The sequence below is a fragment of the Cognatundibacterium jejuense genome (assembly GCF_014284255.1).
Classification (GTDB): domain Bacteria; phylum Pseudomonadota; class Gammaproteobacteria; order Burkholderiales; family Burkholderiaceae_D; genus Undibacterium; species Undibacterium jejuense.
In genome coordinates this window covers 235826-256203 of record NZ_JACOFV010000003.1, presented here as the reverse complement: position 1 = coordinate 256203, position 20378 = coordinate 235826, and the positions used below count along the sequence as shown (strand labels likewise).

Here is a 20378-nt window from a genome sequence, read left to right as displayed (position 1 = left end):
TTGTAGACGCCTTGCATCAATGGTTACTGGTTCAACGTCAGCGAGTCCCTGGTGGTGGTGCTACCTTCAAGGCAATCGAATACAGTTTGAATCGCTGGTCGGCGTTGACACATTACCTTAACGATCCACGGGTGCCGATCGATAACAATTGGGTTGAGAACCAGATTCGTCCCGTTGCACTGGGGCGAAAGAATTGGATGTTCGCCGGTAGCCTGCGTGCAGGCAAACGTGCTGCGGCGATCATGAGTCTGATTCATTCAGCACGGCTCAACGGTCACGATCCTTACAGATATATGAAGGACGTATTGGAAAGGCTACCATTGCAACCATTCAGCCGCATCAGCGAACTACTTCCGCACAACTGGAAGCCTGCTCAATAAATCCGATCATCAATCTAAGGATCGGTCAACCTGTGTTGACCGGGTGCTTACGGATTAGAAATCCTCGATACGGGACCAGAGGAGCGTTTTGATCGCATCACAAGAATGGCAAAACGCATATTTAACGTACCGATTGCCCTAGTCAGTCTGGTCGATGAAAACCGCCAGTGGTTTAAATCGTGCGATGGCCTCAACGTCAAAGAAACGGATCGTCAGGTATCGTTTTGCGCGCACGCAATCCTTGAGCAAAATACCTTAGTCATCCATGATACAAAGCATGATGAGCGTTTCTTTGATAACCCACTCGTGACCAGCACACCGTATATCCGATTCTATGCCGGTCATCCCTTACGTACGCATTATGGTGATGCGTTGGGAACGCTCTGTATTATCGATACCGTTCCTCGCACATTTCCACAAGAAGACATTGAGATGTTAATTGATCTGGCGGGCATCGTTGAACGTGAATTGATCACGATCAAATTATCATTAATCGATGATATGACGCGGATATCAAATCGACGCGGTTTTATCATTTTATCCAAATATAGCCTTGAAATATGCAAGCGTCAGTTGTTCCCAACTGGACTTGTATTTTTTGATCTTAATAAATTCAAGGAGATCAATGATACCTACGGACATGCTGAAGGAGACAAAGCATTAATGATTTTTGCCGATCAAATGCGGAGTTCATTCCGTAGCTCAGATATCTTGGCCAGGCTTGGTGGCGATGAATTTGTAGCACTGCTAACCAATACCCAAAAATCTGATATCGATGAGATGATTCTTCGCTTTAAAAAAACACTACATGATCATTGTATCAATGTTTCGTTACCATACACGATAGGGTTTTCTTATGGCGTAACTGTTTTCGACCAGAGCAAACACTTTAGTATCGAAGATATGATGCAAGAAGCAGATCATGCAATGTACAGAGATAAAATTACAAACCGTCTAAAGTTAAAGCGGAGGGTGTAAAAATTTTAAAAATATCCTATGTGTTTTAACGGTATGCGAGCTCTGTTCAAACCAACGTTATTATTAAATTAAATCCATTTTTTTAAAACTTCCATCAATCGTGATGCCGAAACGCATTCGATACACCTTCTGTACCGAATGCGCAAAAAATTAAATTCCGGCTTCTTTTTTTAAATGCAAAATGGCGACACCAATCGCACTGGACGCTTTTGTGTAAGGGGTTCCCGCTTCAATCATGGCTTCGGCCTCTGTATATTTTTTTTCATTGATCGCAGATGCTACTTTACCAGCCTGGACATGAAATTCAGCATGCTTTTTAACGCAATCACTGTGTGCTGCCAAATGACCAAAACTCGACTTAGCCTCACCATGAAGCCATTTACCCAAATCACAACAATTATCTTTAGAAATAGTTGACGCATCCAAAGTCTCTTTTCTGGTGATTGCTGAACGTAGTTTTGTTTTCCACTCAGAATGTTTTGCAATTGCATTATTTAAGTCCATACTGTTCTCCTTGTATTGGTCAAAATTAATATACACATTATCCAACTATTTTTTCAGTATAAATAGATTGCAAAACTGCTTTCAATAGCATCTGTATTGCTCTTGTTTAAGCAACTCTAAAACTAGCAATCTCAAGTTGTAATTTGCTGGCTTGATCTGTTAAAGCGCTCGCGGCAGCACTGGTTTCCTCAACCAAAGCGGCATTACTTTGTGTGTTTTCGTCTAATTCTTGAATAGCGCTGGTAATTTGGTTAAGTCCAAGTGACTGCTCTTTCGTTGCAGCCGAAATCTCACTCAGGGATATGCTGATCTGACGTGCATTATTCACCATCGTCTCCATTGTCGTACCAGCTTGTTCCACCACTTTAGTTCCTGTCGTAATTTGCTCAACACTACTAGAAATTAAGACTTTGATTTCATCTGCTGCGGCAGCACTTCGTTGCGCTAAATTTCGTACTTCACTGGCAACCACAGCAAAGCCGCGCCCTTGTTCACCCGCCCGTGCTGCTTCCACTGCGGCGTTTAACGCAAGGATATTCGTTTGAAACGCAATCCCATTGATTACGCCTATGATTTCGTTAATTTTAGACGACGACGCACGAATATCTTGCATAGTACTAACTACTGTTGAAATTACTGCCCCTCCTTGTTCTGCTACCTTGGCATTGTCCGTCGCAAAGTTAGCAGCAAAACTAGCTTGCTCCGCATTATTACTTACAATAGAACTAATCTCTTCAATCGTTGCTGATTGCTCTTCAAGGGAGGCTGCTGCCGATTCTGCCCGTGAAGACAAATCCAGACTTGCCGCGGAGATTTCACTGCTGGTGGCATGTAATGCGCGTGCTGAATGACGAACGGTTTTAATTAATCCATGCAATGCGTCATAGGTGTGACGAACATCGTGAATGACCTGTGCTGGTTCATCCTTACCCCATGGTAGAGCGGGTGCTTTGCGCAAATCACCTTCACTCATTTTTTTTAAATGCAAGCTGATTAGTTTTAATCCACCACTAGTCACAAGATAAAAAGTATAGAAGCCATAAAGTGCAGCAAGAAAAAAAACAATTAACATCGTCGATACAAAATAGAGTCGTTGCTTCATTGCCGATACGCGATCAGCAAGTAGGTGGTCTAGCTCATTAATCATTCTGTCAGCAAGTCCGTATTGACTTTCTATGGTTTTATTCGCTGCCGCAACAAAAGCTGCTTGTGTCTCTGGGGCATAGTCTTGGTTGTCAATAACGCTCTTTCTTGCTAACGCAAAAAATGTCTGTGTATCATCGAGAACTTGTTTAGCGTTGATTTTTTCTCCAATCTTGCTGTCGTTCTCGCTCACTTTTGCAAGATCAGAAATCATGCCATTACCTTGAAATTCGACGATAGTAATTAAACCGCTCACGGTATTTTGCTGTTCTTTCGTAATACTGGCAGCTTTGAGAACAGCTCCCCCAATCCCGCGAACTTTTGCTGAACTCTCAATAATATCGGGTGCTCGTCCGAAAGCCGCATTCATTAAATTGAAGCTGACGATTTCGGGGTCTAAAGTCAAATTAGAGCCATCTTTAACCTGCCCCATTAAATTAATCAAGGATTGAACGTAAGCAGTATGAAGTTTGAATACGTCCGCTGGGGTTGCTGAGGGGATCTTGGATAAAGCATCCTGTAAGCTGGCGTACGATTTTTCTACGCCAAGGTCTTTGCCATAGCGTTTTTGAATTTCGTCTAATTTTTGTTGTTCTTGACGCAGTTTTTCAGATAGGGACGGCAGCGTTGCGGGTGCGGTTCCCGATACGGCTGCGACGACAGAGTCCCTGCGAACCTGTTGTGCCAAGTTGATGACCGGAAAAATCTGACGAGTATATTCAATACCTATACGCTCTTTTTCCGAGAAACGAATATTTTCAAGAACATTAGAAAAATACATCCATGTCAGAATTAACATTGGAATAATGAACATCATGCTAATCAAAAATGCTTTTGATTTGAACCTCAGATTACGCATTAAAACGACACCCAGAGTCCAGAGTCCATGTGCATGGAATGCGTCTTTATGGACAGGTTCACTTTTGGGCGCCGCCAAAAACTCCTGCATTTCAGGGCTAACTCTGCGAACAACGGTAAGCTTAGTTGCATCAGACATTTTCAACTTCCTTTATAAGACATTTCAAATAAGGCAATAGTTACAAGTTTGATGCAATTAGCGCTAGGCAATATTAAATTTGATAGAAGACTATTTCTACAAAAGATTGTTTCATTTGATTTTATTTTTTAAACAATGAGGCGCTCAAGTTCACTTTCTAACTGAGCGGGATTAATGGGTTTGGTGATGTACCCATCGGCTCCGGCCTTTTTGAGCTTGTCGATATCACCAGCCTCTGCATAGCCAGTCACCATGATGATGAGTTGATGTTTTTTAGTTAATTTTTCTTTGCTACGAATAGCAGATAACACCTCAAGACCATCCATGACTGGCATAGTCACATCAAGAAGAATGACGTCGAAATTCCTCTCAAATAAGCAGGCTAATGCCTTTTGACCGTTCTCTACAACGATGCCTGAATGTCCAAAGCTATTGAGATAGAGCACTAAAGTTCGTTGCAGAAAATAATCATCATCGACGACGAGAACATTTAACGCTCTCTTTATTCTGTTACTTCGCTCTGTACCCATTATCACGTATCCATCGAGTAAATTATCCGTTCACTAGAAGAAGTTTCTACTCTTAGTTTAAGTGATTTTGAGATTCCGCATCAAATGTGACATTATTTTTGTCCATTTAAAGCAACAAGTTAATTTTTGATCTCCTCATCAATTGAAATTCTATATCTGTAGATTTGCCTGTTTGAAATTCAACACATATATATTAAGTTATCGGCTGGTTGCAATAAGACAGGACAAGCGAATAAAGCGTTAATGCCAACTGACGCCTAAGTAATAGATGCTGTTTACAACAACTTCACACGGGCAGTCATTCAAACAGCTTGACGATCAAATTTTTCCATCATTGGAGTTTTTCGTCCACGTTGTTCTCATAACGAGCAACGGAATATCGATGTACTTGGCTATTTCTGTGATTTCCAGCGAATGCTCGAAATCGCGGAACAATAACAATGTGGATTGCTCGTCGACTTCCACAAATCCAGTTACGATGGCAACACGTACGAATATCTCGATCAACTTGGCTTAAAGAATAGTTTTGCGAGTAACAGCAGAGTAAGAATTGAGCCCATTTCAGTGCGTAGAAAGATTTTCGCACTCTACTTGTGCAAATTTTAAGGTCCATTGACAATCGGCTTTCGCTATTATCCTGAGTAACCCTAATTTCGCATATATGGCACACATATTGCATCGCAACAGCCGTTAGCACGACGAAGTGTTAATCCAGAATGCAAGGTGCGATGTCAACGGCGACAGCGTGCGACAAGGACAATGGCGTCCCCTCGTATAAAAAGTACGAGCGGATGCCATTTTTTATTGGTTCGCGCAGTGCGTCTTTAATTGTGATGCGCTGCTTCAGCAAGGAGATTCTCATGGATCGTAATTTTTGGCGCTCCGGCCACACGCCGACATTATTTTGTTCATTCTTGTATTTTGACCTCAGCTTCATGGTCTGGTACCTGCTTGGCCCTATGCAAGTGCAAATTGCTAAATCGCTGGAATTATCCACCCAGGCTCGCGGCTTCATGGTGGCAACACCGATCCTGGCTGGTGCGATCTTACGTGTTTTTATGGGCTTTCTGGCAGACCGTGTCGGCACTAAACGTGCCGGGCTCATCGGACAAGTTGTTGTAATTGCGGCATTGATCGCTGCCTGGCAATTCGGTATTCACAGCTTTGCGGAAATACTGTTGCTGGGCGTTTTTTTGGGGGTTGCTGGTGCCTCGTTCGCCGTGGCATTACCGCTCGCCTCACGCTGGTACCCACCACAACACCAAGGCACAGCAATGGGAATTGCCGGTGCAGGCAATTCAGGCACTGTATTGGCGGCTTTGTTTGCGCCAGTACTGGCAACTGCTTTCGGTTGGCAAAATGTCTTCGGCGTCGCCTGTATTCCATTGGTACTTTTGTTGATCACCTATAGCCGTTTTGCAAAAGATGCGCCAGGTGATTTTATGAAGAAAAACGTGAGTGACTACCTCCGTATGTTGAAAGACTCTGACGCATGGTGGTTTATGTTTTTTTACTCGCTGACGTTTGGTGGATTTTCCGGCTTTGCCAGCGCCCTTCCCGGCTATTTCCATGATCAATTTGGGTTCGATCCCAAAACCGCAGGATGGGCAACCGCAGCGTGCGTTTTTGCTGGATCCGTCATGCGTCCATTAGGTGGCGTTTTGGCTGACCGTATCGGCGGCACAAAATCGCTATTGGTTGTATTTGCCAGCACTTCAGTATTGATCGCAACAGCCGGTTTCCATTTGGGCGGTTCGTTGGGCGCATTGATACTCTTCATTATGGCGATGTTGTGCCTTGGTGCCGGCAATGGTGCGGTCTTTCAGCTGGTGCCACAACGCTTCAGTAAAGAAATTGCAGTCATGACCGGATTGATTGGCATGGCAGGCGGCATTGGTGGCTTTGTGCTTGCGGCAAGTCTCGGTGCGATTAAACAAGCAACGGGAGATTATTCCGTCGGTCTTTGGTTATTCTCATTCCTTGCGGCTTTAGGCTGGGTCAGCTTAAGTGGCGTCAAAGAACGCTGGCGTGCAAGTTGGTCAGCCGCTATGGTTCGCGTCTGATCATGCGGAGATGATCATGAAAAAACTCAAATTAGTCGTCGTTGGTAATGGCATGGCGGGCATCCGGACCGTGGAAGAACTGCTCGCCATCGCACCGGATATGTATGACATTACCGTGTTCGGCAATGAACCGCATCCCAACTACAACCGCATCCTGTTGTCTCCCGTTCTGGCAGGAGAACAGGCTTTTAAAGATATCGTACTCAATCCTGTTTCCTGGTACGAGGAAGCTGGGATTGATTTGCGTATGGGGTGTGCGATTTCAAAAATCGATCGCATCAAACGTCAAGTGATTGCAGAAGATGGAAGCTGCACACCTTATGATCGCTTGTTACTCGCGACAGGATCAACCCCCTTCATCCTTCCAATACCCGGTAAAAACCTGGATGGTGTGATTAGTTATCGCGACATCCACGATACAGAAACCATGATAGAAACAGCGCGCATCAAAAAGCACGCCGTCGTCATTGGTGGTGGCTTACTGGGATTAGAGGCAGCAAATGGCCTTCGATTACGCGGTATGAATGTGACCGTCGTGCATCTGGCTGAATGGCTACTGGAACGTCAACTCGACAAAACAGCTGGTAAATTACTGCAACAATCATTGCAAGAGCGTGGCCTCGAATTTTTAATGGGAGAAGCAACCGAAGAAATCATTGGCGACGCCGAAGGTAAAGTGAGCGCTGTGCGCTTTAAAAGTGGCACAACAATACCGGCTGATCTGGTCGTCATGGCAGTCGGGATACGACCAAACACCACGCTGGCAGAAGCTGCTGGCATTTACTGTCATCGCGGTATTGTCGTGAGTGACGCACTGCAAACTTATGATCCGCGGATTTATGCAGTGGGTGAATGTGTCAGTCATCGCGGCATTGCCTATGGCTTAGTTGCGCCCTTGTTTGAGCAAGCTAAAGTATGCGCCAACCATCTTGCACAAATGGGCATCGGTCGCTATTTAGGTTCAGTGTTGTCAACGAAGTTAAAAGTCACTGGCATTGACCTCTTTTCTGCAGGTGATTTCATGGGAAAAGAAGGTAGCGAAGAAATCGTCTTATCCGACCCAGCCAGTGGTATTTATAAAAAATTGATTATCAAAGATGATCAATTAATTGGCGCTTGTTTATATGGCGACACCACCGATGGCGGCTGGTATTTTAAGCTGCTCAAAGAAGGTCGCAAACTCGGCGAATTACGTGATCACATCATGTTTGGTGAATCCAACGTCGGCGACGTCGGCGTCCAGGGGCAAAGTCGCGCGAATCAAATGCAAGACACGGACGAGGTCTGTGGGTGCAATGGCGTCTGCAAAGGTAATATTGTTAAAGCCATTAAAGACAAAGGTTTGTTCACCTTGGATGACGTCAAAAAACACACCAAGGCTGCCAGCTCTTGCGGCTCTTGTACGGGACTCGTCGAACAGATTTTATTGAACACGGTTGGTAGTAACTTTCAGGAAACGCCAAAAACCAAAGCAATCTGCGGCTGTACAGACCGTAACCATAGCGAAGTGCGCAAAGCCATTCGCGAGCATAAATTGCTGACACACAGCAGTACCTACGATTTTCTGGAATGGCGCACGCCAAATGGCTGCGCGACTTGCCGCCCCGCCATCAATTACTATTTGCTGTCGACCTGGCCACATGAAGCCATTGATGATCCACAAAGTCGTTTCATCAACGAACGTGCCCATGCCAACATTCAAAAAGATGGCACGTTTTCAGTCATCCCACAAATGAAAGGCGGGGTTACCAACGCTTCAGAATTACGCCGTATCGCAGATGTGACGGATAAATATCAGATTCCAATGGTGAAAGTCACTGGCGGTCAGCGAATAGATTTGCTCGGTGTAAAAAAAGAAGACCTGATCAACGTGTGGTCTGATCTGGGGATGAATTCGGGCCACGCTTACGGCAAATCTATCCGTACCGTAAAGACCTGTGTTGGCAGCGAATTCTGTCGCTTCGGAACCCAGAACAGTACCCAGATGGGCATTGATCTGGAAACGATGCTTGCCAATATGTGGTCGCCGCACAAAGTCAAACTGGCGGTCTCTGGTTGCCCTCGCAATTGTGCAGAAGCGGGCATTAAGGATGTCGGTGTGATTGCGGTTGATAGCGGCTGGGAATTGTATGTGGGCGGGAACGGCGGTATCAAAACTGAAGTCGCGCAGTTTTTAGTCAAAGTAAAAACACCGGACGAGGTCAAAGAATATTCCGGCGCATTTCTGCAGCTATACCGTGAGGAAGCCTACTACCTTGACCGCACAGTGCATTATATTGCCCGCGTCGGCCTCGACTATATCAAAGCAAAAATCGTGAACGATCATGCCCAAAGAAAAGCGTTGCATGAGCGGTTACTTTATTCCTTGGAAGGATTACCAGATCCTTGGACAGCCAGAATTAAAGGCGCACAACGACATGAATTCATTCCGTTAAAAGTCATCGCTTAAGGAAATAAAAATGGACATGACCATCGAAGATACATGGATCAACATCTGTCAGGTCGACGATATCCCATTACTAGGTTCTCGTCTGATTGAACGCGCCAGCGGAAATATTGCTGTGTTCCGTACCGCTGATGACACCGTTTTTGCATTGCTTGATCGCTGCCCTCATAAAGCAGGTCCACTTTCTCAGGGAATCGTTCATGGACAATCGGTGACTTGTCCGTTGCACAGCTGGCAAATCGATTTGAGCTCGGGCGAAGCCAAGGCGCCCGATGTCGGGTGCGCCCGACACTTTCCTGTCAAAGTCGAATCAGGCCATGTTTTTCTTGCATTAACCTAGCTGGAACAGTGACATGACCACAATGCCTACCATTACAAAATCAACCTGCTGCTATTGCGGCGTTGGATGCGGCGTCCTCATCGAATCGGAAGGTGACCGCGTCATTGGAATTCAAGGTGACCCCGCTCATCCTGCAAATTTTGGACGGTTGTGCAGTAAAGGCTTGTCACTACCATTAACAGTAGCTAGTGACGTCGGACGTGCCCTGTATCCCGAAATACGTCTGGATCGTCATTCACCGCGCCGCCAAGTGGACTGGGAATCGGCGCTGGAAACGGTGGCTCAACGCTTTGCTGACATTGCGCGTCTGCATGGCCCTGATGCCGTGGCATTTTATGTTTCAGGACAATTGCTCACCGAAGATTATTACGTCTTTAACAAACTCGCCAAAGGGTTGATCGGCACTAATAATATCGACACCAATTCCCGCTTGTGCATGTCCAGCGCCGTCACTGCATACAAAATGGCATTTGGCGCAGATGCACCGCCCGGATGTTATGAGGATGTAGAGCATGCGAAAACGGTGCTGTTCGCAGGTAGCAATATGGCGTACGCCCATCCGGTTTTGTTCCGTCGGCTGGAGGCAGCACGTGAAAAAAATCCGGATATCAAATGGATCGTCATCGATCCGCGCCGCACCGATACGGCAGCCATGGCGGACCTGCATCTGGCAATCGAGCCTGGCACGGATGTCGCCCTCTTCAATGGCATGTTGCACCATTTAATCTGGGAAGCCAGAATTGATACCGGCTTCATCGATCGCAGTACGGATGGATTTGCTGCAGTTAAAAATCTGGTACGGGAATACACGCCACGCATTGCAGCAGAAATCTGTGGCATCACCGAAAAAGACCTGATTCAGGCAGCGGAGTGGTTTGCCGCCTCCCCTGCCTCATTGTCGCTGTATTGCATGGGTTTGAATCAGTCAAGCCATGGCACAGACAAAAACATCGCCTTGATTAATTTGCATTTAGCAACTGGTCAAATTGGCCGGCCAGGTGCAGGCCCATTTTCGTTGACAGGCCAACCGAATGCCATGGGAGGACGCGAAGTCGGCGGCATGGCGACAATGCTGGCAGCACACCGCGAAATCAGCAATCCCGGCCATCGTGCAGAAGTCGAGGCACTATGGGATGTTGAGCAACTGTCCGATAAACCAGGCTTGCCTGCTGTGGCGATGTTTGATGCAATCTTGGAGGGTAAAGTTAAAGCAGTATGGATAGTTTGCACCAATCCTGTGCACTCCATGCCGGATGCAGAAAAAATTCGTCAAGCACTACAGCATGCTGAATTTGTCGTCGTGCAAGAAGCCTTTATGCAAACCGATACCATGCCTTTTGCCGATGTTGTTTTGCCTGCCAGTAGTTGGGCAGAAAAAACGGGAACAGTCACTAATTCAGAGCGACGCATTTCCTTAGTGCGCCAGGCAATTTCACCGCCTGGTGACGCTAAACCCGATTGGTGGATAGCAAATAACGTCGCGCGTCGAATGCAAGCGCAACTGCAACCCGATTTACCCGATCTTTTTCCATTTACCTCACCTGAATCCATATTTAATGAACACCGCAAGCTCACTATCGGTCGCGATCTGGATATTGGTGGTTTGAGTTATGCGGTTTTAGATAAGCAAGGACCACAACAATGGCCGTTCAAAGCCGGACAAGAAACGGGACAGGCGCGTCGTTATGTCGATGGCTTATTTCATACCGACAATCGCCGTGCGCAATTTCATATCACCAAATATCAAGCGGTGGCAGAAGTCACCAATGCACGCTTTCCCTTTCACTTAATCACTGGGCGACTGCGCGATCAATGGCATGGAATGAGCCGCAGTGGCCGCGTCGCCAAGGCCTTTTCTCACGAACCGCAACCTGCATTGACCATGCACCCCAAGGACGCAGAACGCCGGGGATTCAAGGCAGATCAACTCGTTACCATCAGCAATAAGCAAGCGAAAATGACCTTACCTTTGCGATTATCCGACGAAGTTAAATCAGGAACGGTGTTCGCGGCAATGCACTGGAATGGCCAATATTTGAATAGCGGCGGTATCAATGAAGTGATTGCTGGCAAAGTAGATCATCGTTCATTCCAGCCAGAATTAAAGCATGCTGCAGTACGCATTGAAGCAGCAGAGCTACCTTGGCGAATGATGGCAGCCCGACGTGGCGATATACTTAACATGCAATCCCGGGTACAGCCATTATTGAGGGAATGTGCGTATGCCTCTATCACCATCGAGTCTGATGTATTGATACTCCATGCAGCCGACCTTGTCCCTCCGTCAGGATGGCTGGAACGGGTGTTTGATGTATTAGATTTTTCTGTTGGACCGGACACGCTCGAATATCGTGATGAGCAGCGCAATATCGCCAAGCGTGCGACATGGACAAACGGGCGTCTCGCAGGTTTTGTATTTTCTGGTGATATCAAAAGCGCAGATTTTGCATTGAATCATGTTCGCCAAAATATGCCCTGGCAAGGTTCACGGCTGGCAATTTTTTCACGCCAGACATCAGGCCAACAGACAGACCGAACTGTCTGTCAGTGTATGCAAGTGAAAGGTTCACGTATAGAAAATGCGATTGCCCAAGGGGCGACATTAACCCAACTGAAAGTAACCTTAGGGTGCGGCAGTGTTTGTGGTTCTTGCCTGCCGGAGATAAAACAAATGTTCACCAAATTAAATGTGGCATGAACTATGCTTAGGTCAATGTCACATCGCTGATTCAGTGCATCAGGATCCGGTATTTTACTGATTCATTACTTATTGACATCAATCGACACATTTCATGCTGCGCGTTCTTCTCATCAACGATACCGATAAGCCTATTGGTGAACTTTGTCAGGCGCTCACAGAGAGCGGCTATGAAGTGCTGCCTTTGGTTGCGACTTCACGGGCGTTATCAGAAGCCGTCAAACTACAAAAGCCGGATATCGTGATCGTCGACACCGAGTCACCGTCACGCGACACGCTGGAGCAACTGGCGCTCATGTATGATGCGGCGCCGCGTCCTGTGGTGATGTTCAGCCACGATGCCGATCAACATCTGATCAGTGCTGCCGTCGGTGCCGGCGTGACTACCTATGTGGTGGATGGACTGGCGCCAGAACGACTGGCACCCATCTTAACGGTTGCACTGGCACGTTTTGCGGCAGAGTCAAAATTACGACAACGTTTAGCAAGCGTCGAAAATGAACTCGCTGACCGCAAAGTCATTGATCGGGCTAAAGGTCTATTGATGGATAAAAGGAAAATGAGCGAAGCAGAGGCTTACGAAACGCTGCGCAATCAATCCATGAAGCAAGGACTGAAAATTGCAGAAATCGCGCGCCAGATTATTGCCATGGCTGACTTGTTGACTTAAGAGAACCTTACATGACCTCATTCACTTCTACGCAATATTCAGCACCAATTGTGCCACCAGAACGCCCGCATTTACGCATTGGTTATGTCGCACTGATAGACAGCGCACCCTTCATCGTCGCTAAGCAAATGGGTTTTGACAACCATCATGGGTTAACGTTGGAACTTTGCAAACAACCATCATGGGCTGCGATTCGTGACAAATTACTGTCAGGTGAACTGGACGCTGCGCAAACTCTGTACGGCTTGGTCTACGGTGTACAAATCGGATTAGGTGGCCCGCAAGCCGACATGGCGATATTAATGACCTTAAATCGAAATGGACAGGCAATCACGGTATCCAATCGATTAGCCGAACTGCTACAACGTGGTCAGTCGTTAAAAAATGCCTTGAGTTCAATCGGCCGAAAAGCTGTCTTTGCACAAACTTTTCCGACAGGAACGCACGCAATGTGGCTCAACTATTGGCTGGCGGCAAATGATGTCCACCCTCTTACCGATATTGAGAGCATCGTGATTCCACCATCACAAATGCCAGACGCCCTTGCGCAAGGTGAGCTGGATGGGTTTTGTGCCGGGGAACCATGGCACGCTGTTGCAGAACACAATAGATGCGGACGAACAATCGTGAGCAGCAGCCAGATTTGGCACAATCATCCAGAAAAAGCGCTCGCTTGCCGTCGTGAGTTTGCGGCGCTCTATCCAAATACAGCTCAAGCATTAATTCGTACAATTCTGGAATCGTGCCAATGGATAGAAAATGCTGAGAACAAGATACAACTGAGTACCTGGTTAGCAAAGCCGGAATATCTCAAGCTTTCAGCTGACTTAATTCATTCACGTCTTATCACGCATGCTATCGATAGTGGCGAACAAAATGCAATACCGCTAAGATCACCAGTCAGCTTCTTTACCGATGGCAGATCAAACTATCCTTTGCCAACAGACGGCCTGTGGTTTCTCAGTCAGTTTTATCGCTGGGGTTTACTAAAATCAACCAATGAATGGAACCACATAGTGAATCAGGTTTGTCAAACCACTCACTATGCGAACGCTGCACGACAGCTAAATCTCGTTTCGACGCCACCAGAAGCGACCGCAAGTCAATTAATTGATGGTCAGATCTGGGACGGCTCAAACGCGCTTGCCTATTCCGAACATTTCAAAATAAAGGCCTCCAACTAACAAACACTTTTCATGCATTTCATCTTTGAAGCTGCTCTGGCATTGACGAAAACTAGATTAATCCTTCAAACAGCACTATCGCCACTTTATCACCAGCCGTCACTTGCTCCTGATCGTGGTCTAATACAATCATACAGTTAGCCTCCGACATCGAGCGTAGTATTCCGGAACCTTGCGATCCGGTAATGCTGACTTCCAGTTCACCTTCTGAATTCATTTCTGCGATGCCGCGTTGATACTCAGTTCGACCAGCGCGCTTTTTGATCGCATGTTTGCTGCTCGCCTTCAACATCAGCGGTCGAGCATGTTCCGCCCCTTGCATCTGCAACAGTGCTTGTTTGACGAAGAAATAGAAACTCACCATCACTGCAACCGGATTGCCAGGCAATCCGAATAAATAGGCGCTCTTACCATTAGAATTAATTTTTCCGAACGCCATGGGTCTTCCGGGACGCACGGCGATAGACCAGAATGCCACCTCAGCTTGGCCTGTGATTCAGTGAATTGGACAAATTCCGCCAGTTTGGGCTTACAACCCATTCTAAGGGCTAAATCAGTTCATGTAGATTGTCTCGTGAGCCAAATTGCAAACCTCTCAGGTGGTGTATCTTCTGGTGTGTAGTACTTATCCTCAAACTCAACAATCAGCAATTTCATTCGAGATCCGGGAACAGCCCCCAGATGATTAAGCTTAGGGAAGTCCGAAGCGATTGATTCATAGTTTTTAATGGGAGGCTCGATATCAGTATTCATGTTTTACTCTTTCAATAGTCTTAGGTTACGTTTTTAAGATACGCAAGAAGTAAGGGGAGATGATGTTCAGGATCTTTGAGTACGAAATCGAGCGCACTGGCACCATTGAATAGTTTTTCTGAGTTTGGCTTCCTGATCCAAGCATCTGCATGCGCTGGGATAGGCAGCAGGATATTTAATTGTTTGTATATTCCTAAAACATAGCTGATGCGAATAATCACTTCTGTTAAGTGACGCTCAGAGGATTCCGATTCGCTCTGATCAGCTAATCTGCTGCCACTTTGCCTACCAAGAATCATCGCCTTCTGCTCTGGAGTTAGTGTCCAAAGGTCAGCGATCTCGGAGAATGCGCGAAGACCAACTTGCGTCATCGAATCTAAGGCATGTCTTGTTTGAGCGATTTCTTGCATATAGACTCTATTGGGTTATTTATTTTTTTACTTAGCTGAATTTTTGTCTAGAGAGGCTTTTAGAATCTCAGACAGCTTCGCGCGTAGTGAATTTGGCAAGATCACTTCAACATGAGGTAGCCAAGCTGATATGTCTTGGATTAGCTCTCTATCATCGGTATATGGAACTTCCAAAAGAAGAGAACCATCCGCATCAACGGTTGATTTTTGATTGGAGTGCCAGATTCGTTTCGATGCCCATTCTGCCGCTACATTGGTAATGCGCAATTTAGCCCATTGCAATGGCTTACCGCTGAAGATTCCATACCCTTCGCTTAGTTCTTCGCGTAACTTCTTGAGTGAAACATCCTTTGCCTTGTCCGGCATAAGTTCTGCAGAGACAATCGCATCTACGGCGAAACTGCGAATGGCTTTGCGTAGATGGCACCAAGAGTCTAGGTACCAATTATCTCTGTAGTAGACCAGTTGTTGGGGAGAGATGATCCGCTCTGTCTTTGTTTGAGTGCCTCGATTGAAATGAACAATTTTCAGGCGGCGGCGTCGAACAACGGCTGTTGCTACGACTTCGAAGTTTTCTAAAGGTAATTCGCGTTTATTCGGTGCCAAAATTAAGATCCGATTGGATATTTCTTCCGGCGAGTCTTTCATTGAACACAATATGGCCTGCAGTTTTGCCTGTAATGGATCCAAGTAAGGTGAGAGCAATCCTGGCTGTAACTCACTCAATAGTTTTTGCATAGTGACGAGTGCGTGCAATTCGCTATCATTGAACCAGAGACCAGGCATTTCATATTTTGGTCCGACGTGCTGAATTTTCTCGAAGCAATAACCACCCAATTCGTAATCAAACTTTACAGGTGCATTTAATCTATCCCTTAAGAAAGTTAAGTCGCGCTTGATCGTGGAAACCGATACCTGCAGTTCGTTGACGAATTGCTCTGTTGTGACCATATGCCTTTGAGTCAGCATGTGGTGGATCTTGTGGAGGCGTTCTGTACTATTCATCTGAAACTTTCTCTTTCGAAAAGAGGTTGTCAATAGTATGCCTATGAACTCGCTCATTAGGTGAGCCAGTGTAGCAATAGAATTGAATTTCTCAATCAGTTAGCGCAAAAAATTTAAAGGTGCGAGACATTTCTTTTGAACCAAGTTGTTGGCTGTGAAATAGCATATTTTTCCGTGCGACTATAAATGATGTTTGTCCAGGAGAGACTAAGAATTTGAAGCAATTGCTCTGCATGTACAACTTTCGTATTGGAGATAGGTATGAGTAAGAGTATCAGTTTTGAAGAGCAATATAGGATGGATGTTGAACGAATGCTCCGTTGCGCTCAAGATGCAGGCTATATTGTGGCCGAGTCTGATCTGATTAGAGCATGGACAGAGTATTCTGAGTCTATCTGTGCGACTTGGTTGATGTTGCCAGAGGAAAACGATGCGCTACTTTCGATCTTGTTGAAGCACATTGAATCAACGAACGCTAGTCGAGGCGGATCGATTAAGTTCACTACAACGATTGTTGATGCTGGAGATGGAACCGGTGATGGAATGATAGAAATTCCTGATGAATTACTTGCTGCGTTGGGATGGCATGAAGGTGATGTGCTGAATGTGAAAGTGCGCGAGCCATCTGTACTCGTTTTAGAGCGCTTAGATGAGAAGAAAGGAGCGCAAACCGAATGATATTGTTTTTGGACTTTGATGGGGTTCTGCATCCAGAGCCATGTTATGACAAACAATCATTTTTTTGCCACCTACCTCGACTAGAAAACGTTTTACGGGATTTTCCAAAAGTGCGAGTGGTGATTAGTAGTACATGGCGAGAAACGCGTAGTCTGTCAGAAATACAGTTTTTTTTCTCGGCAGACATTTCAAGCCGGATCATTGGCATGACGCCGAGTTGGAGAGACTTTCCTGATCTTCTTGAAGTCGTAGGTTACCAACGCCAGACTGAAGTTGAAGCGTGGCTGCGTGGATCTGAGGAACCATGGATATCTTGGCTAGCGATAGATGATAAGGCTTTCTTGTTCAAGCCATTTTTGCCAAACCTAGTGAAGACAAATTCATTAGTTGGGTTTGACGATGATTCTGAACTACGATTGCGTCAAAAATTACTCGCTGTCGGGATTTGAATAGAGTATTGGTTTGCGAGATGTTAGACCTGACTGAGAACTAAAACGAAGACTCCTTTAGTGTATCAGTCGTTATTTCCAACAATTGGCGTAGAGTCAAAATGATTATCTGGAGTGCTCAAGCCCAGACCCAAAGATTGGTTAGTATGCAATGAAATGCTGGCAAAGAATTCGGGGAAAAGATGATTGTGATTGGCCACGTTTTGTAGATGTTCTTCTATTTAAATAGTAACGGAAAGAGCCGAGGGTAATAGATATGAAGACTCAGCAATTCGAGCAAAAAATCAAACATGCAAAACTTGCACATAAGAATAACTGCTTGCAGACTTGTTATAAGAATGGAATCTTGATACGTCACGTTTATCCAGATCAGCAACAAAGTCCATTGTCATGGTGGGATGATTTTGGATTCATCATCAATGACTATCGAGTTTCCGTTGCTTGGTCTCATCCTCGACAAGCATTCAGAGATTTCATTGAAGCCGAGGCGATCGACATGGTCTTGAAGAACGATCTTGAGTTTGCGAAACGTAATGCGAATATAGAAGCAATACAAAAGCCAATTTATAAAAAACTTGGGCGTTCGCGCAAGAAGGTGAAAGGGTTTGAATATAATGTCTTACCTGATGATGATTATGTGGTCAGGTTGAAGAAAGTAAAACGTGACATAGAAGCGTCAACCGAATTTACAGTACTGCCAAGTTTCGATATAAAATGGACTAATAAATCACGAATTGTTTTTGCATGTATTCCGATGGAGATTCATCATGAAGACGACGTAATCTTGCTAGCCTCGGTGATAAAGCGCTTGATTAAACGTGAAGTCTCCCTGCAAGATTTATTTTCGGGATATCGTTATACAAGGTGCGATTGGGAGAGTGAAAATGAGCATCGTGGTTTGAATGAATTTCACGTGCATCGAATAAGATGAAGAATAGTCGCTCTTTAATGATAAAGTCTGGCTCATATCTGATCTGACCACGCTCGACATGTACCCTAGAAAAACTGATAACTCTATTGTTCAAGAATATATTATCGAAAATAGTTTTGCAAACATAAATTTATCAGACTATTCAAAGAATATCCTACACTAAAAAATCGCAAAAGATAACATAACTAATTGATTTAAAAGAAAGTTCATTCAAGATTCTATTAGGACGAAACAAGTGCTTCGCATCATCGGATAAGCGAGCAGAAATCGCCATCAGAATGCGATGAAATGCTAAATTTAAGGCATCAAATGCAGAAAAAGGCTTGATTTCTATTTAACAGCATCTGCAAGAATCGGACCGAAGACAATATCGTATCAGCGACAAGTCGATTAAAATCTGCTCACTTTAGAAAACCAAACAATCGCTCAATGAAATGTCGTGACCATTGCGGTGCATGTTGCATCGCTCCCTCCATAACAAGCCCCATTCCCGGCATGCCAGACGGCAAGCCGGCCGGCGTACGCTGCATACAACTGAGCGAAGATAATCGCTGCATGATATTTGGAAAGACAGAACGTCCGGCGTTTTGCGCTGGACTGCAAGCATCCGAGGAGATGTGCGGCTCAGACCGCGAACAAGCCATCCTCTGGCTCAGCGATTTAGAAAAACTCACCGCGCCTCGTCAAATTGAATAAGTTCATATCCCAGGTGCATTGCATTCCATAAAAAAATGAAGCATGGTGGAAAAATTGCCTTTGACACAAGTGTTATCGATAGAATAAAATCGCGCCGCTGACAAAGGTAAAAAACTCTCAGTAGTAGCCCAAGCCTCATCTTTACATAGAAAATTTTTGAAATGCAAAATGTGACAAAATTGAGAGGCTACCCGGGTGGATTAGTGAGCCCTCTGCTGGCGTTGAGCCTAAGCGCATGTGCGCATCCCGCCTCCCCTTCTTTCACCTTATTTGGCACCTTCTTTCCTGCGTGGTTGGTATGTGCCATCATAGGGATAGTGATCGCAATCGTCGCCAGAATTGCGATGATCGCTTTAAAACTCTCGACCATATTGCCATTTCAACTTTTCGTTTGCTCCGCAATCGGATTGATTGGCGCCTTACTCATTTGGATAACATGGTTCGGACAATGAAAACAAACTCCCCCAAAAAAGGCCTGACTGGCAAACTGATTTCATTGACCATCATCGCCATCGCTATCATGTTAGCCATGTATGTCTGGCACCAACGGTCACAGTCCCCCTCTACCGACGATGCTTCAATTGACGCGGATGTCACACATGTTGCCGCCCCCGTCGGTGGCCGCCTCGCTTCTCTGTCTGTGACCGAGAATCAAGCAGTCCATCCGGGTGATATTTTGTACCAGATCGACCCGGTTCCGTATCGTCTGGCAGTGGCGCAAGCGCAAGCGGATCTGGAGTTGGCTCAAGCCACTTTAGAAACCAAAAAACGCGCACTGGCAGTCCAGCAATCCAGTGCCAAAGTGGCGGCAAAACAAACCCATCGTAGCAACACCAATCTGGCTTTAGCTAACCGCACTGTCGAACGATTGCGTCCACTGGCAGCAAAAGGTTATGTGCCGCAACAGCAATTGGATCAGGCACAGGTTGCCGAGCGCGACGCAGAAACTTCGTTGCAACAAGCCAAAGAACAAGAATCTGCCGCCGCCCAAGCGATCGACACCACCGCCAGTGCCGAAGCTGCCGTGCATGCACGTGAGGCCGCATTAGCGATTGCGCAACGGGCGTTGGAAGACACCACAGTCCGCGCCAAAACTGCTGGTAGAGTTGTCGGTTTAAGTGCATCACCTGGCGAGATGCTGGCTCCTTTACAAAGTTTGTTCACGCTGATTAATACAGAAGAATGGTTTGCGATTGCGAACTTCAGAGAAATTGACCTGCAACATATCGCCCCCGGAAATTGTGTCACTGTGTATTCCATGATAGATCGCGAACTACCAATCAAAGGCGTAGTTCAGGGTATAGGTTGGGGCGTCATGGATACCGGTCATATCGTCTTGCCGCGCTCAGTCCCTTACGTCGAACGTTCATTGAATTGGGTGAGGGTCGCTCAACGCTTTCCGGTACGGATCAAATTAGAAAATCCCCCTGCACAAGTCACACGTCTCGGCGCTAGTGCCATTGCTGAAGTGAAGCGCGGTGCAGCTTGCAAATGAGCATGGGCTCACTATTTCTCATACGGTT

General features: G+C 45.9%; 22 protein-coding genes and 1 pseudogene. 14 read left to right on the top strand and 9 right to left on the bottom strand.

The genetic code is table 11. From position 1 onward, the window contains the following. The coding region (locus H8K32_RS05505; RefSeq protein WP_186911469.1) for an IS66 family transposase at window positions 1-380 on the top strand (380 nt) is incomplete at its 5' end. Window positions 381-440: 60 nt separating this feature from the next. Then, complete coding sequence (locus tag H8K32_RS05500; protein WP_343067927.1) at window positions 441-1358, top strand: sensor domain-containing diguanylate cyclase; 918 nt, start codon at window positions 441-443, stop codon at window positions 1356-1358. Window positions 1359-1508: 150 nt separating this feature from the next. On the opposite strand, the gene H8K32_RS05495 is transcribed toward H8K32_RS05500, so the two are convergent. The 4 genes from H8K32_RS05495 to H8K32_RS05475 all read right to left on the bottom strand — a co-directional run bounded on the left by H8K32_RS05495 (window position 1509) and on the right by H8K32_RS05475 (window position 5394). Next, on the bottom strand, window positions 1509-1862 hold the full coding sequence (locus H8K32_RS05495) for a CZB domain-containing protein (RefSeq protein ID WP_186911467.1): 354 nt from the start codon (window positions 1860-1862) through the stop codon (window positions 1509-1511). 106 nt (window positions 1863-1968) lie between these two features. Next, window positions 1969-4002, bottom strand: a complete 2034-nt coding sequence (locus H8K32_RS05490; RefSeq protein ID WP_186911466.1) for a methyl-accepting chemotaxis protein — start codon at window positions 4000-4002, stop codon at window positions 1969-1971. Window positions 4003-4130: 128 nt separating this feature from the next. Beyond that, window positions 4131-4532, bottom strand: a complete 402-nt coding sequence (locus tag H8K32_RS05485) for a response regulator (RefSeq protein WP_186911465.1) — start codon at window positions 4530-4532, stop codon at window positions 4131-4133. Window positions 4533-5238: 706 nt separating this feature from the next. Continuing rightward, window positions 5239-5394 (bottom strand): hypothetical protein, encoded by a 156-nt coding sequence (locus H8K32_RS05475; protein WP_186911463.1) that lies wholly within the window; start codon window positions 5392-5394, stop codon window positions 5239-5241. Here H8K32_RS05475 and H8K32_RS05470 point away from each other — a divergent pair. The 6 genes from H8K32_RS05470 to H8K32_RS05445 all read left to right on the top strand — a co-directional run bounded on the left by H8K32_RS05470 (window position 5393) and on the right by H8K32_RS05445 (window position 13933). Continuing rightward, window positions 5393-6595, top strand: coding sequence for a nitrate/nitrite transporter (locus H8K32_RS05470; RefSeq protein ID WP_186911462.1), 1203 nt, complete (start codon window positions 5393-5395; stop codon window positions 6593-6595). The genes H8K32_RS05475 and H8K32_RS05470 overlap by 2 nt on opposite strands. Window positions 6596-6611: 16 nt before the next feature. Beyond that, on the top strand, window positions 6612-9044 hold the full coding sequence (gene nirB, locus H8K32_RS05465) for a nitrite reductase large subunit NirB (RefSeq protein ID WP_186911461.1): 2433 nt from the start codon (window positions 6612-6614) through the stop codon (window positions 9042-9044). A gap of 16 nt (window positions 9045-9060) precedes the next feature. Next, complete coding sequence (gene nirD / locus H8K32_RS05460; RefSeq protein ID WP_186911488.1) at window positions 9061-9381, top strand: nitrite reductase small subunit NirD; 321 nt, start codon at window positions 9061-9063, stop codon at window positions 9379-9381. Between the two features lie 13 nt (window positions 9382-9394). Continuing rightward, a complete protein-coding gene (locus H8K32_RS05455) occupies window positions 9395-12079 on the top strand; it encodes a nitrate reductase (protein ID WP_390312106.1) in 2685 nt (894 codons plus the stop codon). 94 nt (window positions 12080-12173) lie between these two features. Beyond that, on the top strand, window positions 12174-12749 hold the full coding sequence (locus H8K32_RS05450) for an ANTAR domain-containing response regulator (RefSeq protein WP_222613019.1): 576 nt from the start codon (window positions 12174-12176) through the stop codon (window positions 12747-12749). 11 nt (window positions 12750-12760) lie between these two features. Beyond that, window positions 12761-13933, top strand: a complete 1173-nt coding sequence (locus tag H8K32_RS05445; protein WP_186911460.1) for a CmpA/NrtA family ABC transporter substrate-binding protein — start codon at window positions 12761-12763, stop codon at window positions 13931-13933. A 52-nt stretch (window positions 13934-13985) separates the two neighbouring features. Here the strand turns inward: H8K32_RS05445 and H8K32_RS05440 are convergent. The 4 genes and pseudogenes from H8K32_RS05440 to H8K32_RS05425 all read right to left on the bottom strand — a co-directional run. Continuing rightward, window positions 13986-14414 (bottom strand): annotated as a pseudogene (locus tag H8K32_RS05440) (molybdopterin-binding protein); the annotation flags it as partial. Window positions 14415-14491: 77 nt separating this feature from the next. Beyond that, entirely contained in the window at window positions 14492-14686 is a 195-nt protein-coding gene (locus H8K32_RS05435) for a hypothetical protein (RefSeq protein WP_186911459.1), read from the bottom strand. Window positions 14687-14706: 20 nt separating this feature from the next. Next, window positions 14707-15096: a DUF2384 domain-containing protein gene (locus tag H8K32_RS05430; protein WP_186911458.1), complete on the bottom strand. Its 390-nt coding sequence runs from the start codon at window positions 15094-15096 to the stop codon at window positions 14707-14709. Window positions 15097-15123: 27 nt separating this feature from the next. Further along, window positions 15124-16101: a helix-turn-helix transcriptional regulator gene (locus H8K32_RS05425; RefSeq protein ID WP_186911457.1), complete on the bottom strand. Its 978-nt coding sequence runs from the start codon at window positions 16099-16101 to the stop codon at window positions 15124-15126. 261 nt (window positions 16102-16362) lie between these two features. Between H8K32_RS05425 and H8K32_RS20140 the strand changes: the two genes are divergently transcribed. From H8K32_RS20140 to H8K32_RS05405, 4 genes are all read left to right on the top strand, one after another. Continuing rightward, window positions 16363-16779 (top strand): hypothetical protein, encoded by a 417-nt coding sequence (locus tag H8K32_RS20140; protein WP_222613018.1) that lies wholly within the window; start codon window positions 16363-16365, stop codon window positions 16777-16779. After that, a complete protein-coding gene (locus tag H8K32_RS05415; RefSeq protein ID WP_186911456.1) occupies window positions 16776-17228 on the top strand; it encodes an HAD domain-containing protein in 453 nt (150 codons plus the stop codon). Before H8K32_RS20140 ends, H8K32_RS05415 begins: the two co-directional genes overlap by 4 nt. 256 nt (window positions 17229-17484) lie before the next feature. After that, complete coding sequence (locus H8K32_RS05410) at window positions 17485-18159, top strand: hypothetical protein (protein ID WP_186911455.1); 675 nt, start codon at window positions 17485-17487, stop codon at window positions 18157-18159. Window positions 18160-18588: 429 nt separating this feature from the next. Beyond that, window positions 18589-18855: a YkgJ family cysteine cluster protein gene (locus H8K32_RS05405; RefSeq protein WP_186911454.1), complete on the top strand. Its 267-nt coding sequence runs from the start codon at window positions 18589-18591 to the stop codon at window positions 18853-18855. 187 nt (window positions 18856-19042) lie between these two features. On the opposite strand, the gene H8K32_RS20305 is transcribed toward H8K32_RS05405, so the two are convergent. After that, entirely contained in the window at window positions 19043-19225 is a 183-nt protein-coding gene (locus H8K32_RS20305; RefSeq protein WP_246447140.1) for a hypothetical protein, read from the bottom strand. On the opposite strand from H8K32_RS20305, the gene H8K32_RS20300 reads away from it, so the two are divergent. Beyond that, on the top strand, window positions 19149-19307 hold the full coding sequence (locus H8K32_RS20300) for a hypothetical protein (protein WP_246447138.1): 159 nt from the start codon (window positions 19149-19151) through the stop codon (window positions 19305-19307). The two genes, H8K32_RS20305 and H8K32_RS20300, sit on opposite strands and share 77 nt — an antisense overlap. Further along, window positions 19304-20350 (top strand): multidrug transporter subunit MdtN, encoded by a 1047-nt coding sequence (gene mdtN, locus H8K32_RS05395; RefSeq protein WP_186911452.1) that lies wholly within the window; start codon window positions 19304-19306, stop codon window positions 20348-20350. The genes H8K32_RS20300 and mdtN overlap by 4 nt, the downstream gene beginning before the upstream one ends. Window positions 20351-20378 lie beyond the last annotated feature (28 nt).

What these genes read in the sequence shown, in the direction of transcription:
- H8K32_RS05445 (WP_186911460.1), top strand. Translation starts at nt 12,761, where the DNA reads ATGACCTCATTCACTTCTACGCAATATTCAGCACCAATTGTGCCACCA.
- H8K32_RS05455 (WP_390312106.1), top strand. Translation starts at nt 9,395, where the DNA reads ATGACCACAATGCCTACCATTACAAAATCAACCTGCTGCTATTGCGGC.
- H8K32_RS20140 (WP_222613018.1), top strand. Translation starts at nt 16,363, where the DNA reads ATGAGTAAGAGTATCAGTTTTGAAGAGCAATATAGGATGGATGTTGAA.
- H8K32_RS05435 (WP_186911459.1), bottom strand. Translation starts at nt 14,686, where the DNA reads ATGAATACTGATATCGAGCCTCCCATTAAAAACTATGAATCAATCGCT.
- H8K32_RS05425 (WP_186911457.1), bottom strand. Translation starts at nt 16,101, where the DNA reads ATGAATAGTACAGAACGCCTCCACAAGATCCACCACATGCTGACTCAA.
- H8K32_RS05490 (WP_186911466.1), bottom strand. Translation starts at nt 4,002, where the DNA reads ATGTCTGATGCAACTAAGCTTACCGTTGTTCGCAGAGTTAGCCCTGAA.
- H8K32_RS05405 (WP_186911454.1), top strand. Translation starts at nt 18,589, where the DNA reads ATGAAATGTCGTGACCATTGCGGTGCATGTTGCATCGCTCCCTCCATA.
- nirD (WP_186911488.1), top strand. Translation starts at nt 9,061, where the DNA reads ATGACCATCGAAGATACATGGATCAACATCTGTCAGGTCGACGATATC.
- H8K32_RS05415 (WP_186911456.1), top strand. Translation starts at nt 16,776, where the DNA reads ATGATATTGTTTTTGGACTTTGATGGGGTTCTGCATCCAGAGCCATGT.
- H8K32_RS05470 (WP_186911462.1), top strand. Translation starts at nt 5,393, where the DNA reads ATGGATCGTAATTTTTGGCGCTCCGGCCACACGCCGACATTATTTTGT.
- H8K32_RS05450 (WP_222613019.1), top strand. Translation starts at nt 12,174, where the DNA reads ATGCTGCGCGTTCTTCTCATCAACGATACCGATAAGCCTATTGGTGAA.
- nirB (WP_186911461.1), top strand. Translation starts at nt 6,612, where the DNA reads ATGAAAAAACTCAAATTAGTCGTCGTTGGTAATGGCATGGCGGGCATC.
- H8K32_RS05495 (WP_186911467.1), bottom strand. Translation starts at nt 1,862, where the DNA reads ATGGACTTAAATAATGCAATTGCAAAACATTCTGAGTGGAAAACAAAA.
- H8K32_RS05475 (WP_186911463.1), bottom strand. Translation starts at nt 5,394, where the DNA reads ATGAGAATCTCCTTGCTGAAGCAGCGCATCACAATTAAAGACGCACTG.
- H8K32_RS20305 (WP_246447140.1), bottom strand. Translation starts at nt 19,225, where the DNA reads ATGGTCGAGAGTTTTAAAGCGATCATCGCAATTCTGGCGACGATTGCG.
- H8K32_RS05410 (WP_186911455.1), top strand. Translation starts at nt 17,485, where the DNA reads ATGAAGACTCAGCAATTCGAGCAAAAAATCAAACATGCAAAACTTGCA.
- mdtN (WP_186911452.1), top strand. Translation starts at nt 19,304, where the DNA reads ATGAAAACAAACTCCCCCAAAAAAGGCCTGACTGGCAAACTGATTTCA.
- H8K32_RS05430 (WP_186911458.1), bottom strand. Translation starts at nt 15,096, where the DNA reads ATGCAAGAAATCGCTCAAACAAGACATGCCTTAGATTCGATGACGCAA.
- H8K32_RS05485 (WP_186911465.1), bottom strand. Translation starts at nt 4,532, where the DNA reads ATGGGTACAGAGCGAAGTAACAGAATAAAGAGAGCGTTAAATGTTCTC.